Below are 16,406 nucleotides of genomic sequence, written 5' to 3'. Positions count from 1 at the left end.
GAGATAGCCATGACCGCCTATATCCGTGACGTTGCCGCCCTGGGCGCCCTGATGCTGTTCATCGCGATGGTGAGCCTCTGGTCGGATCTGCTCGTCCACGTCGTCTGATCCGCCTCAGCGGGGGAAAGGCGCCGGCGTGATGGACAGGCGCGGCGCTCTGGACGTAAATCAGGCGGAAGAGGATCGCCTGATGAGTCTCATTGCTCGCGACGTCGGATTTGTTCATCTCCGCGTCCACTCCGCCTATTCGCTGCTGGAAGGCGCTCTGCCGCTCAAATCGCTGATCAAGCTGGCGGCGGCGGACAAGATGCCGGCGCTTGGCCTGACTGACACCGGCAATCTGTTCGGCGCGCTGGAATTCTCCGAGAGGGCGGTCGAGGCCGGCATCCAGCCGATCATCGGCTGCCAGGTGGCGGTCCACTTCGACGACGGGTTCGAACCGTCGCGTCGCCCGGTCCCGGGCCAGAAGAACCTTTCCGATCTGGTCATGATCGCCTCGAACGAGGCGGGGTACTGGAACCTCGTCCGCCTCGTGTCGCGCGCCTTCATGGAGACGGATCCCGGCGACAAGCCGCATATCAAGTTTGGCGATCTGGAAGAAACCCATGAGGGTCTGATCGTGCTGACCGGCGGCGGCGCCGGACCGCTCGACCAGGCAATCCGGATCGGGCAGGGCGCCGTCGCGGAGAAGCGGATCGAGCGCATGGCCGGCCTGCTCGGCGACCGACTCTATGTCGAGCTGCAGCGCCACCAGGCGATCGAGCAGCAGCGCGCCGAGCCCGAGCTGATCGATCTCGCCTATCGTTTTGGCCTGCCGCTGGTGGCCACCAACGAGGCCTTCTTCCCGAAGCGCGACGACTATGAAGCGCATGACGCGCTGGTCGCGATCGCCGAGGGGTCGGTGGTCGCCGACGAGAAGCGGCGGCGGCTGACGCCGGAGCATTATTTCAAGTCGCGCGCCGAGATGGTGGCGCTGTTCGCCGACCTTCCCGAGGCGACCGACAATTCCGTCGAGATCGCGCTGCGCTGTTCCTACCGGCCGATGAAGCGCAAGCCGATCCTGCCGCGCTTCGCCGGCGCCGATGCCGAGCCGGAGGCCGCCGAGCGTGCCGAGGTCCAGGCGCTGCGCGACCTGGCCAGGACCGGCCTGGAGAAGCGCCTCGCCTTCCATGGCCTGGCACCGGGGCTGACCGACAAGGATTATTGGGACCGGCTCGAATTCGAGCTGTCCGTCATCGAGAAGATGAAGTTCCCCGGCTACTTCCTGATCGTGGCCGACTTCATTCAATGGGCGAAGCTGCAGGGTATCCCGGTCGGGCCCGGCCGTGGTTCGGGCGCCGGCTCGCTCGTCGCCTGGTCGCTCACCATCACCGATCTCGACCCGATGCGCTTCGCGCTGCTGTTCGAGCGCTTCCTCAACCCCGAACGCGTCTCGATGCCGGACTTCGACATCGACTTCTGCCAGGACCGGCGCGGCGAGGTCATCGACTACGTCCAGCAGAAATACGGCGCCGCCCAGGTGGCGCAGATCATCACCTTCGGAACGCTGCAGGCGCGCGCCGTGCTGCGCGACGTCGGCCGCGTGCTGCAGATGCCCTATGGCCAGGTCGACCGCCTCTGCAAGATGGTGCCGCAGAATCCGGCCAATCCGGTGTCGCTGGCGCAGGCGCTGATCGATGAATCAAGGTTGCGCGAGGCGCGCGACGAGGATCCTGCCGTCGCCCAGTTGCTCGCCATGGCGCAGAAGCTCGAAGGGCTCTATCGCCATGCCTCGACGCACGCCGCCGGCATCGTGATCGGCGACCGGCGCCTCGATGCGCTGGTGCCGCTCTACCGCGATCCGCGCTCGACCATGCCCGTCACCCAGTTCAACATGAAATGGGTCGAAAGCGCCGGGCTGGTGAAGTTCGACTTCCTCGGCCTGAAGACGCTGACGGTGCTCGACACGGCGGTGAAGCTGATCGCCAAGCGCGGCATCACCGTCGACCTCGCCGCCATTCCACTCGACGACAAGCCTTCCTACGAGATGCTGGCGCGCGGCGAGACGGTCGGCGTGTTCCAGCTTGAAAGCCAGGGCATGCGCAAGGCCCTGATGGGCATGAGGCCGGACCGGTTCGAGGACATCATCGCGCTGGTGGCGCTCTATCGCCCGGGTCCGATGGACAACATCCCGACCTACAATGCGCGCAAGCATGGCGAGGAAAAGCCGGACTATTACCATCCGCTGATCGAGGTCGTGCTGAAGGAGACGCACGGCGTCGTCATCTACCAGGAACAGGTGATGCAGATCGCGCAGATCCTGTCCGGCTATTCGCTCGGCGAAGCCGACATGCTGCGCCGCGCCATGGGCAAGAAGATCAAGGCGGAGATGGACGCCCAGCGCGACCGTTTCGTCGTCGGCGCCGTCAAGCAGGGCCTGACCAAGGACCACGCCAACACCATCTTCGACATGCTGGCGAAGTTCGCCGACTACGGCTTCAACAAGAGCCACGCGGCCGCCTACGCGCTCGTCGCCTACCAGACCGCCTATCTGAAGGCCAATTACCCGGTCGAGTTCCTCGCCGCGTCGATGACGCTCGACATGGGCAATACCGAGAAGCTGAACGACTTCCGCCGCGAGGCGATGCGCCTCGGCTTCACCGTCGAGCTGCCCTCGGTCAATCGCTCGGGCGCGGTGTTCGACGTCGAAGAGGGCCGCATCATCTATTCGCTCGCCGCCATCAAGGGCGTCGGCAGCCAGGCGGTCGAGCATCTGGTCGAGAGCCGCGGCAGCCGGCCGTTCCGCGATCTCGCCGATTTCGCCGCCCGCATCAATCCGCGCGTGCTCAACAAGCGCACGCTGGAAAGCCTGATCTGCGCCGGCGCGCTGGATGGCTTCACCCCGGACCGCGCCCGCGTCATGGCCGGCGTCGAGCGGATCATGGCGATCGGCAGCCGCGTGGTCGAGGGGCAGGCGATCGGCCAGGACGAGCTGTTCGGCGGGGGCGGGCAGGGCGAGGCGCTGACCCTGCCCTTCGTCGACCCCTGGATGCCGTCGGAACGGCTGCAGCGCGAGCACGCCGTCGTCGGCTTCTATCTGAGCGCCCATCCGCTCGATGAATATGCGCCGATCCTGAAGCGGATGCGCGTCCAGACCTGGGCCGAGTTTTCGGAAGCCGTGCGCCTCGGCTCCGCCGCCGGGCGCCTGGCCGGCACGGTCACGACGCGGCAGGAGCGGCGGACCAAGTCGGGCAACAAGATGGGCATCGTCCAGTTTTCCGACCCGACCGGCCAGTTCGAGGCGATCCTGTTCTCCGAGGCGCTGAACGAGTATCGCGACAAGCTGGAGCCCGGCCAGTCGGTGATCGTCCAGGTCGCGGCCGAGGATCGCCCGGAAGGCATCAGCGTCCGGATCGTCACCGTCAAGCCGCTCGACCAGATGACCACCGGCCTGAAGCAGCTCCGCATCTTCATGCGCGGCGAGGAGCCGCTGAAGAGCATCGAGCGGCATCTCTCCCGCGGCAAGGGCGACGGCGATGTCAGTCTCGTGCTGATGCTCGACAAGGGCCAGCGCGAGGTCGAGGTGGCGCTTCCCGGCCGCTACCTGCTCTCCCCGCAGATCGCCGGCGCGCTCCGCGCCGTCAGCGGCGTCGTGCAGGTCGAGCTGGTATAGGGGCAGCCGCTGCGCCCAGTGGGCTCGCCGTCAGGGTGCTGTGTACAGAGAAGCCAGCAAGCCCCTCACCCAACCCTCTCCCGCAAGCGGGCGAGGGCTTTTCGGCCGGTGGGGTCTGCACGGCGAGACTGGGCTCCGCCGGCTCCCTCTCCCGTGCGCGGGAGAGGGCTGGGGTGAGGGAATTGCTTCAAAACGCGGGCTGCGAGGCGCAGCTGGTCCCGGGCCTCGCCAAAGCGGCCTGCGATCCCCATCTCGTGTCGGTGCGTCGCGCCGAAACGCTTGCGCTATGGCCTTTCGCCGCCTATAAGGCGCGCATTCCACACGTGGGGCTCGGGCTCCGGCGGCGATCCTTGCATCGTCCGACGGAACCCACCGGTGTCGCAATCGCGGCTTTCCCCACGGAGGCTGAACCGGTAAACAAGGAGATAGGGCCATGGCTCTTCCGGATTTCTCTATGCGTCAGTTGCTTGAAGCTGGCGTCCACTTCGGTCACCAGAAGCATCGCTGGAACCCGAAGATGGCACCGCACCTCTATGGCGTGCGCAACAACATCCACATCATCGACCTGGCCCAGACCGTGCCGATGCTGCACCGCGCCCTCCAGGCTGTCAGCGACACCGTCGCCGGCGGCGGCCGCGTGCTCTTCGTCGGCACCAAGCGCCAGGCTTCCGAGCCGGTCGCTGCGGCTGCCAAGCGTTGCGCACAGTACTACGTCAATTCGCGTTGGCTCGGCGGCATGCTGACCAACTGGAAGACGATCTCGCATTCGATCCAGCGCCTGCGCCACCTCGACGAGCTGCTCTCGTCGGACGTGCAGGGCCTGACGAAGAAGGAGCGTCTGACGCTGTCGCGCGAGCGCGACAAGCTCGAGAACGCGCTCGGCGGCATCAAGGACATGGGCGGCATTCCCGACCTCCTGTTCGTCATCGACACGAACAAGGAAGCCCTGGCGATCCAGGAAGCCCGTCGTCTGAACATCCCGGTCGCGGCGATCATCGATTCGAACTCCGATCCCGATGGCATCACCTATCCGATCCCCGGCAATGACGACGCCGGCCGCGCCCTGACGCTCTATGGCGACCTGATCGCCCGTGCGGCGCTCGACGGCATCATGCGCGCTTCGGGCCATGCCGGCGTCGATCTCGGCGCCCAGGACGAAGTCTACGAAGAGGCGCTGGCCGAGGACGTTCCCGCTGAGGAAGCTCCGGCCGAGGAAGTTCCAGCCGCTCCCGCCGCCTAAGTCATCCCGCCGTCACGCATCTCTGCGTGGTGTTGGAACTGAGGACAAACGCAGCCGGGCGCTTTTGCCCGGCTGTTCGTTAGAAACACGAGAAAACGAGGCAGACGATGACCATTTCCGCTTCGATGGTGAAGGACCTGCGCGAGAAGACCGGCGCAGGCATGATGGATTGCAAGGCGGCGCTGATCGAGAACGGCGGCGACGTCGAGGCTTCGATCGACTGGCTGCGGACCAAGGGTCTCGCCAAGGCCGCCAAGAAGGCCGGCCGCGTCGCGGCGGAAGGCCTTGTCGGCGTCGCGTCCTCGGGCACGACCGCCGTCGTCGTCGAAGTCAACTCCGAGACCGACTTCGTGGCGCGCAACGCCGAGTTCCAGCAGGTCGTGCAGAACGTGGCGCAGGCCGCTCTCGCCACCGACGGCTCGGTGGCAGCGGTTGCCGCATCGAACTTCCCGGGCTCCGACAAGACCGTGGAAGACGCGATCACCGCCGCCGTCGCGACGATCGGCGAGCACATGAACCTGCGCCGTTCGGCCGCCGTTTCGGTGACCGACGGTATCGTGGCGACCTATGTCCACTCGGCCGTCGCGCCGAACCTCGGCAAGATCGGCGTTCTCGTCGGCCTGCAGTCGACGGGCGACAAGGACAAGCTGATCGCCCTCGGCCGCCAGGTCGCGATGCACATCGCCGCCACCAACCCGCTTTCGGTCCGCAGCGATGATCTCGATGCCGACGTGGTGGCACGCGAGCGCGCGGTCTATGCCGAGCAGGCGCGTGAATCCGGCAAGCCGGAAGCCATCATCGAGAAGATGGTCGAGGGTCGCGTCCGCAAGTTCTACGAGGAAGTCGTCCTTCTCTCGCAGGCTTTCGTGATCAACCCGGACCTGACCGTCGAGAAGGCGCTGAAGGCTGCCGAGGCGGAGGTCGGCGCGCCGATCGAACTCACCACCTTCGTCTCCTATCGCCTCGGCGAAGGCGTCGAGAAGGAAGAGTCCGATTTCGCCGCCGAAGTGGCCGCCGCAGCGGGCACCAAATAATTCGGGGAACATCCGTTCCTTTTCGAGAAAAGACAGGGCGCCGGATGACATCCCGGCGCCCTTCGTGTATCCGAAGGCGCCTTTCATAAAGCGAAGAGGAAGCAAGCATGGCGGAGTCGGTCCGTTTTCGACGTGTCCTCCTCAAGGTCTCTGGCGAAGCGCTTCTCGGTGATCAACCCTTCGGTATCGATGAGAAAGTCATCGACCGGATCGCGGGGGAAGTCGGCCAGGCGGTGGAACTGGGCGTCGAAGTCGGCCTCGTCGTCGGCGGTGGCAACATCTTTCGCGGCATGACGATCGCCAAGGCGGGCGGCAACCGCGTCGCCGGCGACCATATGGGCATGCTGGCGACGGTGATGAACGCGATCGGCATGCACGAGGCGCTGGAGCGCCGCGGCATCTCCTCGCGCGTCTTCTCGGCCGTGCCGATGCCCACCATCTGCGAGACGTTCAGCCAGCAGCGCGCCGAGCGGGCGCTGAAGCGCTCCAAGGTGGTGCTGTTCGCCGGCGGCACCGGCAACCCGTTCTTCACGACGGATTCGGGCGCGGCGCTGCGCGCGGCCGAGATGGGCTGCGAGGCGCTGTTCAAGGGCACGCAGGTCGACGGCGTCTACTCCGCCGATCCGCGCAAGGACCCGAACGCCGTCCGCTTCGAGCGCATCACCCACGCCGAAGTGCTGGCGCGCGGGCTGCAGGTCATGGATACGGCCGCTGTGGCGCTGGCCCGTGACAACGGCATTCCGCTTGTCGTATTTTCGATCCAGGAACCCAACGCGTTCGTCGACATCCTGCGTGGCCATGGCCGCGCGACGATTGTCGCTGACGAGTGATGCGCGCCTCGGTACTCTCCGACGCGCACCAAGTATAAAGAGGATGCCATGAACTTGGACGACCTGAAACGCCGCATGGACGGCGCCATCTCGGTCCTGAGGACAGAACTCGCAGGCCTTCGCACCGGCCGCGCCTCGTCTGGAATGCTCGACCCGATCATGGTCAATGCCTATGGCTCGCACATGCCGATCACGCAGCTCGCGACGATCAGCGTTCCGGAGCCGCGGCTGATCATGGTCCAGGTCTGGGACCGCGCCACGGCCGGCGCCGTCGAGAAGGCGATCCGCGAGTCGAGCCTCGGGCTCAATCCGGTCGTCGAAGGCCAGGTCTTCCGCATTCCGATCCCGGAGCTCAACACCGAGCGCCGCATGGAATTCGTCAAGGTCGCGCATAAATATGCCGAGTCGGCCCGCATCTCGGTTCGTCATGTCCGTCGCGACGGCATTGACGGCCTGAAGAAGGCGGAGAAGGACGGCAGCATGAGCGAGGACGACAGCCGCAAGATGTCGGAAAAGGTCCAGAAGCTCACCGACGACACCATCGCCGAGATCGACGCGGTCCTCGCGGCGAAGGAAGCGGAGATCACTCAGATCTGACCAGGGCGGATTGGCCATGAACTCGAATGCCGACGATTCGGGCGCCGAGCTTCTGGCGAAACCCTCTGGCACGGCGGTTTCGCCGCTGAGCATTCCGCGTCATGTCGCCATCATCATGGATGGCAATGGCCGCTGGGCGCAGGGGCGGGGCCTTTCCCGCACCGAGGGGCACCGGCGCGGGATGGAGGCGGTTCGCGCCGCCGTCGAGACGTCGCGCGAGCTCGGCGTTTCCTATCTGACGCTGTTCAGCTTTTCCTCGGAGAACTGGTCGCGGCCGCCGCTGGAAATCCAGTTCCTGTTCGGCCTGCTGCGCCTGTTCATCCAGCGCGACCTGGCCAATCTGCATCGCAACGGCGTGCGCGTCACCGTCATCGGCGACCGCGTGCGCCTGTCGTCCGACATCCGCTCGCTGCTCGAGCAGGCCGAGACGCTGACCCGAGACAATACCGGCCTTCGCCTGGTCATCGCCTTCAATTATGGCGCGCGCGACGAGATCACCCGCGCCGTGCGGCGGCTTGCGGAGGAGGTCGCCAACGGCCGGCTGGCGCCGGACGCGATCGACGAGAACACCATTCGCTCCCGCCTCGACACGGCCGACATGCCGGATCCCGATCTGGTGATCCGCACCAGCGGCGAGATGCGGCTGTCCAATTTCCTGCTCTGGCAGGCGGCCTATGCCGAACTCGTCTTCCTGCCGGCCTATTGGCCTGATTTCGACCGCGCTGCCTATCTGCAGGCGGTCGAGGAATATTCGCGTCGTGCGCGGCGCTTTGGCGGGATTGCCGCCCGGAGGAGCGGTTGAAATCCCAGCATCCCGTGGGCGTGCCCGCGAATGACGACGGCAAGCCGCGACGAAGCGACCTGACGCTTCGGGTGTGGTCCGCCGCTGTGCTGATTCCGCTCGCCCTGGTGGTGACCTGGTGGGGCGGCCTGCCGTCCTTCCTGCTGGTCGCCCTGGTCTCCGCGATCGTCTTCGCCGAATGGGCGAACATCGTCGGGCGCTCGCCGCGTCTGCTGCCCTCCACAACGGACGTTTCCGTCGGTATCGCCTTTGTCGCGCTCTCGGCCATCGTGGCGGGATTGCAGGGCTTCGGCGCCGGGCTCGCCGTGCTCGCCGCAGGTCTTGTCGGCGTCGCGCTGCTCTCGCGTTCGGCATGGCTGGCCGGCGGCGTCGCCTATGCCGGCCTGCTGGGCGTCTGTCTCGCCGCGCTGCGCAGCGATGGCGCCGACGGCCTCACCGCCGTGGTGGTTTTGCTGGTTCTGGTCTGGGGCACGGACAGCTTCGCCTATTTCGCCGGCCGCACGATCGGCGGCCCCAAGCTCTGGCCCCGCGTTTCGCCGAAGAAGACGTGGTCCGGCTCGATTGGCGGCCTGATCGGCGGCGTCCTGGTCGCGGCGCTGGCGGCGATGCTGTTCGGCGTCCGTATCGGGCCGGTGCTGGTGCTTTTCCTGGCGCTGCTCTCGATCGTCTCGCAGGCGGGCGACCTGTTCGAATCCGCGATCAAGCGTCATTTCGACAAGAAGGATTCCGGCTGCATCATCCCCGGCCATGGCGGCATGATGGATCGGGTCGACGGCCTGATCTTCGCCGCCGTCGGCGCGGCCCTGATCGGCGCGCTGCATGGCGGCAATCACCATATCGGCCAGGGGTTGCTTTCATGGTGAGAAGCCCGGCCTTGCCGGAAGGGCGGGCGCGGGCCGACAAGGCCCGCCGCACCCTGTCGATTTTCGGCGCCACCGGCTCGATCGGCCGCAGCACGGCCGACGTCGTGCTGCAGCATGGCGATGCCTTCGACGTCGAGGTCATAACGGCCCAGAGCAGGGTCGATGAACTGGCCGAGACGGCCGTCCAGCTCGGCGCGCGGCTGGCCGTCATCGGCGACGCCACCCGTCTTGCGGACCTGCGCGAGCGCCTGGCGGGCACGGGAATCGCGGTTGCCGCCGGCCCGGGGGCCATCGTCGAGGCGGCGTCGCGCCCGGTCGATCTCGCGGTCGCGGCGATCGTCGGCGCGGCCGGGCTGGAGCCGACGCTCGCGGCCATCGACGCCGGCGCCGACATCGCGCTCGCCAACAAGGAATGCATGGTCTGCGCCGGGGCGCTGTTCAACCGGCGCGCGGCGGCGGCCGCAGTGCGCGTCCTGCCGGTCGATTCCGAGCATGACGCCATCTTCCAGTCGCTGGAAGCCAACAACCTTCGCGCCGTCGAGCGGATCACCATCACTGCCTCGGGCGGACCGTTTCGCACGGCCACGCTGGACGAGATGCGGGGCGCGACGCCCGCCCAGGCGCTGAAGCATCCGCGCTGGGCGATGGGGCCGAAGATCTCGATCGATTCGGCGACGATGATGAACAAGGGCCTCGAACTGATCGAGGCGCATCATCTGTTCGATATCGAATCGGCCCGGCTCGACGTTCTCGTGCATCCGCAGTCGATCGTGCATGGCTTCGTCACCTATGCCGACGGATCGGTCATCGCCCAGCTCGGCGCCGCCGACATGCGCATCCCGATCTCGCATTGCCTGAACTGGCCGCGCCGCCTCGAAACCGCGACGCCGCGGCTGGATCTGGCGGCGGTGGGAACCCTAACCTTCGAAAAGCCGGATTTGGAGCGCTTTCCAGCGCTCTCGATCGCGCGGGCCGCGCTGGAAAACGGCGATTGGGCCACCAATATTCTGAATGCCGCCAATGAGGTGGCCGTTGCGGCGTTTCTGGATGGAGCCATCGAGTTCCTGGAGATCGCCGCGACCGTCGAGGCCGTGCTCGACCGTGCGACCGCGACGGTCGGCGGAACCGTGCTCGACACGGTCGAAACGGTGCTGGCGCTGGACGGCGAAGGGCGGCGTCTGGCCGCCGAGCGAATTGAATTCCGAGGACGGCGCGCCGGCTGACGGTGTGCACGCGAAAGCGGAAAGGTGATGTGAGGAATGGATTTTCTGGCCCCTCTGGGACATTTCGGATCGAGCACGCTCGGCTACCTGATCCCGTTCCTCTTCGTTTTGACCATCGTGGTGTTCTTCCATGAGCTGGGCCACTTCCTGGTCGCCCGCTGGTGCGGCGTGCGGGTCAAGGCCTTTTCCATCGGCTTCGGCCCCGAACTGATCGGCTTCAACGACCGCCGCGGCACGCGCTGGAAGATCTCGGCGATTCCGCTGGGCGGCTACGTCAAGTTCCTCGGCGACGAGGACGCGGCCAGCACGCCGAGCCGCACGGCGATCGACGCCATGCCCGAGGAAGACCGCAAGGACACCTTCTTCGCCAAGAATGTCTGGCAGCGCGCGGCCATCGTCGCGGCCGGCCCGATCGCCAATTTCATCCTCGCCATCCTGATCTTCGCCGGCATTTTCACGATCTATGGTCGCGAGGTGACGAGCGCCCGGGTCGACCAGATCGTCGCGGGAGGCGCGGCCGAGGCGGCCGGCTTCCAGGTCGGCGACCTCGTGCTGTCGATCGACGGCAGCCCGATCTCGTCCTTCAACGACCTGCAGCGGATCGTCAGCGCCAGCGCCGACCAGCCGCTTTCGATTCGCGTCGAGCGCGCGGGAAGCGAAGTGACGCTCGAGGCGACGCCGCAGCGACGCGAAGTCACCGACCGTTTCGGCAATGTCCACAAGATTGGCCAGCTTGGTCTTTCCCGCAGCGCGGCCGGCGGCGACGTCAAGCTGGAGCGCTTCTCGCCGCCCCAGGCGATCTGGCAGGGCGCCAAGGAGACCTGGTTCATCGTCGAGCGCACCTTCGACTATATCGGCGGCATCTTCACCGGCCGCGAGTCGACCGAGGAACTGGGCGGACCGATTCGGGTGGCGCAGGTCTCCGGACAGGTGGCGACGCTCGGCCTGGTTGCGCTGATCAATCTGGCGGCAATCCTGTCGGTATCGATCGGTCTGCTCAATCTTTTCCCGGTGCCGATGCTCGATGGCGGCCACCTGCTGTTCTATTTATTCGAGATCATCCGCGGCCGTCCCTTGAGCGAGCGGGCCCAGGACATTGGCTTCCGCATCGGCCTCGCGGCGGTTCTCATGCTGATGATCTTCACAACCTGGAACGATATCATCCACTTGAGCTCTCTTTGACGAGCGTGGCTCGTTGGCAACGGACGGTTAAATTCCGTCGTGCCATTATGGGGCTCGGCTTGCGAACGGTTCGGTCGCATGCCACAAAGCTGCAGTCCATCGGTCCGGCACGAATCCCGTCTCGGGGCTCGGTCTGGGAAGTCAGAATAGAGCAGGGCGTTTGAACCCAATGAATTCCTTCAAGACTTTCACGCGGGGAGCGGCCCGTGCCGCGGTCATGACAGTGGCCGTGCCGGCGCTTGCCGCGCAGATGTCCGTCATTGGGGCAACGCAAGCCCATGCCGACGTCGTGCGTAACATCGTCGTGCAGGGCAACTCGCGCGTCGATCCGGAAACCGTCCGCAACTACTTGACGATCGAACCCGGCCGCAACTTCGGCGCGGCCGAGATCAACGAGTCCGTCAAGGCGCTTTACGGCACCGGCCTGTTCTCCGACGTGAAGATTTCGCGTCAGGGCAACAACCTGGTCGTCAGCGTCAAGGAAAACAACGTCGTCGGCACCGTGCGCTTCCAGGGCAACAAGAAGCTCAAGAAGGACATGCTGCAGCCGATCATCGAGACGAAATCTCGTGGGGTGTTGACCCAGGAGAAGCTCGATGGCGACGTGGAGCGCATCAAGGAAGCGTATCGCCGCAACGGTCGTTCCGAGGCCGGCGTCACGGTCCAGACGACGCCGCGCGACAATGGCCGCATCGACGTCACCTTCGTCATCAACGAAGGCACGCGCACGGGCATCGCCAGCATCGACTTCGTCGGCAACAAGGCGTTCTCCAACAGCCGTCTTCGCGACACGATGACGACCAAGCGGACGAACATCACCAGCTGGCTGTCGAAGCGCGACACCTTCGATGAATCGCGCTTCCAGTCCGACCAGGAACTCATCCGCCGCCTTTACATGCGCAACGGCTTCGCCGATTTCCGCATCGTTTCGGCCGAGGCGAATTTCGACGAGGCGGCCAACCGCTATCGTCTGGTGATCACGGTCGACGAGGGTCCGCGCTACCGCTTCGGTACCGTCAACGTCGATTCGTCGATCCCGGAAGTCGACGCCGCCAATCTCAAGGGCCTGGTCCGCACCCGCGAAGGCCGCGTCTTCAACGCGACGCTGATCGAGCGCACGACCGAAGACCTGAACACGGCCGTCGCCCGCAAGGGCTACTCCTTCGCGCAGATCCGTCCGCGCGGCGACCGCAACTATGAAAACCACACCATCGATCTCACCTATCTGATCGATGAGGGTCCGCGTCTCTATGTCGAGCGCATCAATGTGCGCGGCAACACCCGGACGCGTGACTACGTCATCCGTCGCGAGTTCGATCTGGCCGAGGGCGATGCGTACAACCGCGTCATCATCGACAAGGCCGAGCGTCGCCTCCGGAATCTCGGATACTTCAAGACCGTCTCGGTTACGACCCAGCCGGGCAGCACGCCCGACAAGGTCGTCATCGACGTGCAGGTCGAAGACCAGTCGACCGGTTCGTTCCAGGTCGGCGGTGGCTACACCACCGACCAGGGCGGCGGCTTCATCGCCTCCGTCTCGATGACCGAGAAGAACTTCCTCGGCCGTGGCCAGTACCTCAAGGTCTCGGTCGGCGGCGGCGTCGACGATCGCACGGCGAACCTCTCGTTCACCGAGCCCTACTTCCTCGGTCGCCGCATGTCGCTCGGCTTCGACGTGTTCTACAACCAGGCCAAGGATACGGATTTCCGTCCGTACAACATGGACAGCTGGGGTGGCACGGTTCGTCTCGGCCTGCCGATCACCGACGACTTCAACGTCCAGTTCAACTACAAGCTGGTGCAGCGCGACGTCACGTCGTACGGCAGCTCGTATGACCAGGATGGCCCGACTTGGGCAAATCCTCCTGGCAACGGTCTGCTGCCGATTCTCTATCCCGAGGGTTCGTGGATCAACTCGTCGGTCGGCTACCAGCTCACCTACTCGACGATCGACAATCTTCAGGATCCGCATGACGGCGTGTTCGTGCGCTTCGCGCAGGACTTTGCCGGCGTCGGTGGCGACGGCCAGTTCATGCGCACCATCGTCGATGCGCGCTACTACAAGGAACTGTGGCCCGACAGCGGTGTCATCGGTTTCGTCAAGGGCGGCGCCGGCAACATCACCGGCCTCGGCAAGGACGTTGCGGTTCTCGACAACTTCTTCCGTGGCGGCGAGACGATCCGCGGCTTCGAATCGTTCGGTTACGGCGGTCGCGTCCAGGGTCTGGACGACGATTACCCGATCGGCGGCAAGAACTACTGGAACGTCACGGCCGAAGCGCAGTTCCCGCTGCCGCTCTTCCCGGAAGAGTTCGGTCTGCGCGGCGCCGTGTTCGCCGATGCCGGCTCGCTCTGGGGCTCGGATCTCGAGGGGCTTCCGGCCGGAACGTACCTGCAGGACAGTTCGATGGTCCGTTCGTCGGTCGGTGCCTCGGTCATCTGGAACTCGCCGTTCGGTCTGCTGCGCGCAGACTTCGCGGAGGCTCTCACCAAGGCCGACTACGACAAGACGCAGGTCTTCCGCTTCAGCGCTGGCACCCAGTTCTGATAGCCTCTATAGAGATCTGATAGGCCGCCGGGTGAGCCGGCGGCCTTTCTATTTGTGGACCTTCGCGGCATGACAGATCCCGTCTTCTTCGTTCCGTCAGGCCCGGTCACGCTCGATGACATCGTTGCCCTCACGGGCGCGCGGATCGCCAACGGCATCGATGGAAGCCGGCAGGTCCTGGGTGTCGCGCCGCTCGATCAGGCCCGTTCGTCGGACCTGACCTTCATCGACAATCCGCGCTATGCGCCGCTGCTGGCGGAGACCCAGGCTGCCGCCTGCTTCTGTTCGCCCAAGCACGCCGCCGCCGTGCCGGCCGGCGTCGCGGCGCTGGAGACCGCCAAGCCCTACGAGGCCTATGTCGCGGTTCAGACCAGGCTCTATCCAACCTCGCTACGGCCCGCGATCGTCTTCGGCGAGGGCATCTCTCCGGCCGCGCATGTCCATCCGACGGCGCGCATCGAATCGGGCGTGACGATCGAGCCGACGGCCGTCGTCGGCGCCGATGTCGAAATCGGCTCCAACACGGTGATCGGCCCGGGCGCGGTGATCGGCGCGGGCGTCCGCATCGGCCGTGATTGTTCGATCGCCGCTGGAACAACCGTTACCAACACCTTGATCGGAAACAGGGTTATCCTGCATCCGGGTGTCCGCGTGGGCCAGGATGGCTTCGGCTACCAGATGAGCGCCAAGGGCCATGCCAAGGTGCCGCAGATCGGCCGAGTCATCATCCAGGACGATGTCGAGATCGGCGCCAACACGACGGTCGACCGCGGCGCGAACCGCGACACGGTGATCGGCGAGGGCACCAAGATCGACAACCAGGTTCAGATTGGCCACAACGTCGTCGTCGGCCGCCATTGCGTGATCATCTCGCAGGTGGCGCTGGCCGGCAGCGTGACGCTGGGCGATTTCGTCGTGCTCGGCGGCAAGGTCGGCGTGGTCGGCCACGTGACGGTCGGCTCCGGCGCGCAGGTCGCGGCGACGGCGAGCGTCAAGGATGATCTGGCCGCCGGCGGCCGCTATGGCGGCGCGCCCGCGCGCAATGTCCGGGAATGGTATCGCGAAGAGGTGGCGATGCGCCGTCTCGCGCAGCGGGAAATCAAGTCCGGGCACAACAAGGACAGTGAGGGGGAATAATCCCATGACCGAAGACGCCAAGGTGCTGGCCACGGCCGACATCCACAAGATCCTTGCGCTGCTGCCGCACCGCTATCCGTTTCTGATGGTGGACCGGATCGTCGATATCGATCGCGACGAGAGCGCCAAGGGGATCAAGAACGTCTCCTTCAATGAGCCGCATTTTCAGGGTCATTTCCCCGCCCATCCGGTGATGCCGGGGGTTCTGATCCTCGAGGGCATGGCGCAGACGGCGGGTGCGATCTGCATCGCCAATGCCGGCAAGTCGGGCCCGCCGGGTGTCGTCTACCTGATGACGATCGACGGGGCGAAGTTCCGCAGGCCGGTGGTTCCCGGCGACGTGCTCGAATACCACGTCCGCAAGACGCGTTCGCGCGGCGCGGTCTGGAAGTTCCAGTGCGAGGGTATCGTCGCAGGCACCAAGGTCGCAGAGGCTGAGATCAGCGCCATGCTGATTGATCAGTGAACGGAGCTTCATGAGCAACATTCATCCCACAGCCGTCATCGAGGATGGGGCCCGTCTTGGCGCCGATGTCCGCGTCGGCGCATTCTCCCTGATCGGCCGCGACGTCGTGCTCGGCGATGGCGTGGTGGTCCAGAACCACGTCTCGGTCACCGCGCGGACCACGGTCGGCGAGGGGACGGTGATCCACCCCTTCGCATCGCTCGGCGGCAACCCGCAGTCCGTGCACTACAAGGGCGAGCCGGGCCTGGTGACGATCGGCAAGAATTGCGTCATTCGCGAGAACGTCACGATCAGCATCGGCTCGGTCGGCGAGCGGCGCGAGACCAAGATCGGCGATCGCTGCTTCCTGATGACCGCCGTGCACATCGCGCATGATTGCCAGCTCGGCAACGACGTCATCATGGCGAACTGCGCGACCCTGGGCGGCCATGTCGAGATCGGCAACAACGTCTTCCTCGGCGGCCTCTGCGCGCTGCACCAGTTCGTCCGCGTCGGCGACCAGGCGATCATCGGCGGCCTCTGCCCGATCTGGCACGATGTGATTCCGTTCGGTGCCGTCCGCGAGGGCGCGGAAGGCCTGGGCGGGCTCAACATCATCGGCCTGAAGCGGCGCGGTTTCGACCGGCCGCAGATCCAGCGCCTGCGCGCCGCCTATCGCGACCTGTTCTTCGGCCCCGGCCAGTTGGCCGAGCGCATCGAGACGGTGGCCGAGCGCTATACCGACGATGCCAACGTCATGCATGTGATCGAGTTCATCCGCAATCGTGGCAAGCGCCGGCTGACCACGCCGCGGGCGGCCGCGACCGAACATCACGACGCGGACGCGTGAGAG

General features: G+C 65.8%; 13 protein-coding genes. All 13 read left to right on the top strand.

The window, feature by feature from the left end; translation table 11 throughout:
* The first annotated feature begins 190 nt into the window (after positions 1-190).
* Positions 191-3,652, top strand: coding sequence for a DNA polymerase III subunit alpha (gene dnaE / locus OSH10_RS11450; protein WP_266331875.1), 3,462 nt, complete (start codon positions 191-193; stop codon positions 3,650-3,652).
* Positions 3,653-4,085: 433 nt separating this feature from the next.
* Positions 4,086-4,892: a 30S ribosomal protein S2 gene (gene rpsB / locus OSH10_RS11445; RefSeq protein ID WP_266331874.1), complete on the top strand. Its 807-nt coding sequence runs from the start codon at positions 4,086-4,088 to the stop codon at positions 4,890-4,892.
* 107 nt (positions 4,893-4,999) lie between these two features.
* A complete protein-coding gene (tsf, locus tag OSH10_RS11440) occupies positions 5,000-5,926 on the top strand; it encodes a translation elongation factor Ts (RefSeq protein ID WP_266331873.1) in 927 nt (308 codons plus the stop codon).
* Positions 5,927-6,033: 107 nt separating this feature from the next.
* A complete protein-coding gene (gene pyrH, locus OSH10_RS11435) occupies positions 6,034-6,756 on the top strand; it encodes a UMP kinase (RefSeq protein WP_266331872.1) in 723 nt (240 codons plus the stop codon).
* A 48-nt stretch (positions 6,757-6,804) separates the two neighbouring features.
* The gene (gene frr / locus OSH10_RS11430; RefSeq protein WP_266331871.1) at positions 6,805-7,353 is read left to right on the top strand and encodes a ribosome recycling factor; all 549 of its coding nucleotides are present in this window, start codon (positions 6,805-6,807) and stop codon (positions 7,351-7,353) included.
* A gap of 16 nt (positions 7,354-7,369) precedes the next feature.
* Positions 7,370-8,155 (top strand): isoprenyl transferase, encoded by a 786-nt coding sequence (locus OSH10_RS11425; protein ID WP_266331870.1) that lies wholly within the window; start codon positions 7,370-7,372, stop codon positions 8,153-8,155.
* On the top strand, positions 8,152-9,018 hold the full coding sequence (locus tag OSH10_RS11420; RefSeq protein ID WP_266331869.1) for a phosphatidate cytidylyltransferase: 867 nt from the start codon (positions 8,152-8,154) through the stop codon (positions 9,016-9,018). The genes OSH10_RS11425 and OSH10_RS11420 overlap by 4 nt, the downstream gene beginning before the upstream one ends.
* Positions 9,012-10,241, top strand: a complete 1,230-nt coding sequence (gene dxr, locus OSH10_RS11415) for a 1-deoxy-D-xylulose-5-phosphate reductoisomerase (protein ID WP_266331867.1) — start codon at positions 9,012-9,014, stop codon at positions 10,239-10,241. Before OSH10_RS11420 ends, dxr begins: the two co-directional genes overlap by 7 nt.
* A gap of 36 nt (positions 10,242-10,277) precedes the next feature.
* On the top strand, positions 10,278-11,423 hold the full coding sequence (gene rseP / locus OSH10_RS11410) for an RIP metalloprotease RseP (protein WP_266331866.1): 1,146 nt from the start codon (positions 10,278-10,280) through the stop codon (positions 11,421-11,423).
* 169 nt (positions 11,424-11,592) lie between these two features.
* Entirely contained in the window at positions 11,593-13,971 is a 2,379-nt protein-coding gene (bamA, locus tag OSH10_RS11405; protein ID WP_266331865.1) for an outer membrane protein assembly factor BamA, read from the top strand.
* Positions 13,972-14,040: 69 nt separating this feature from the next.
* A complete protein-coding gene (lpxD, locus tag OSH10_RS11400) occupies positions 14,041-15,108 on the top strand; it encodes a UDP-3-O-(3-hydroxymyristoyl)glucosamine N-acyltransferase (RefSeq protein ID WP_266331864.1) in 1,068 nt (355 codons plus the stop codon).
* 4 nt (positions 15,109-15,112) lie between these two features.
* A complete protein-coding gene (gene fabZ / locus OSH10_RS11395; RefSeq protein ID WP_266331863.1) occupies positions 15,113-15,574 on the top strand; it encodes a 3-hydroxyacyl-ACP dehydratase FabZ in 462 nt (153 codons plus the stop codon).
* A gap of 10 nt (positions 15,575-15,584) precedes the next feature.
* Positions 15,585-16,403: an acyl-ACP--UDP-N-acetylglucosamine O-acyltransferase gene (lpxA, locus tag OSH10_RS11390; RefSeq protein ID WP_266331862.1), complete on the top strand. Its 819-nt coding sequence runs from the start codon at positions 15,585-15,587 to the stop codon at positions 16,401-16,403.
* The last annotated feature ends 3 nt before the right edge of the window (positions 16,404-16,406 follow it).

Source organism: Kaistia defluvii, assembly GCF_026343955.1.
Lineage (GTDB): Bacteria > Pseudomonadota > Alphaproteobacteria > Rhizobiales > Kaistiaceae > Kaistia > Kaistia defluvii.
This window is presented reverse-complemented; position numbering and strand designations above follow the sequence as displayed.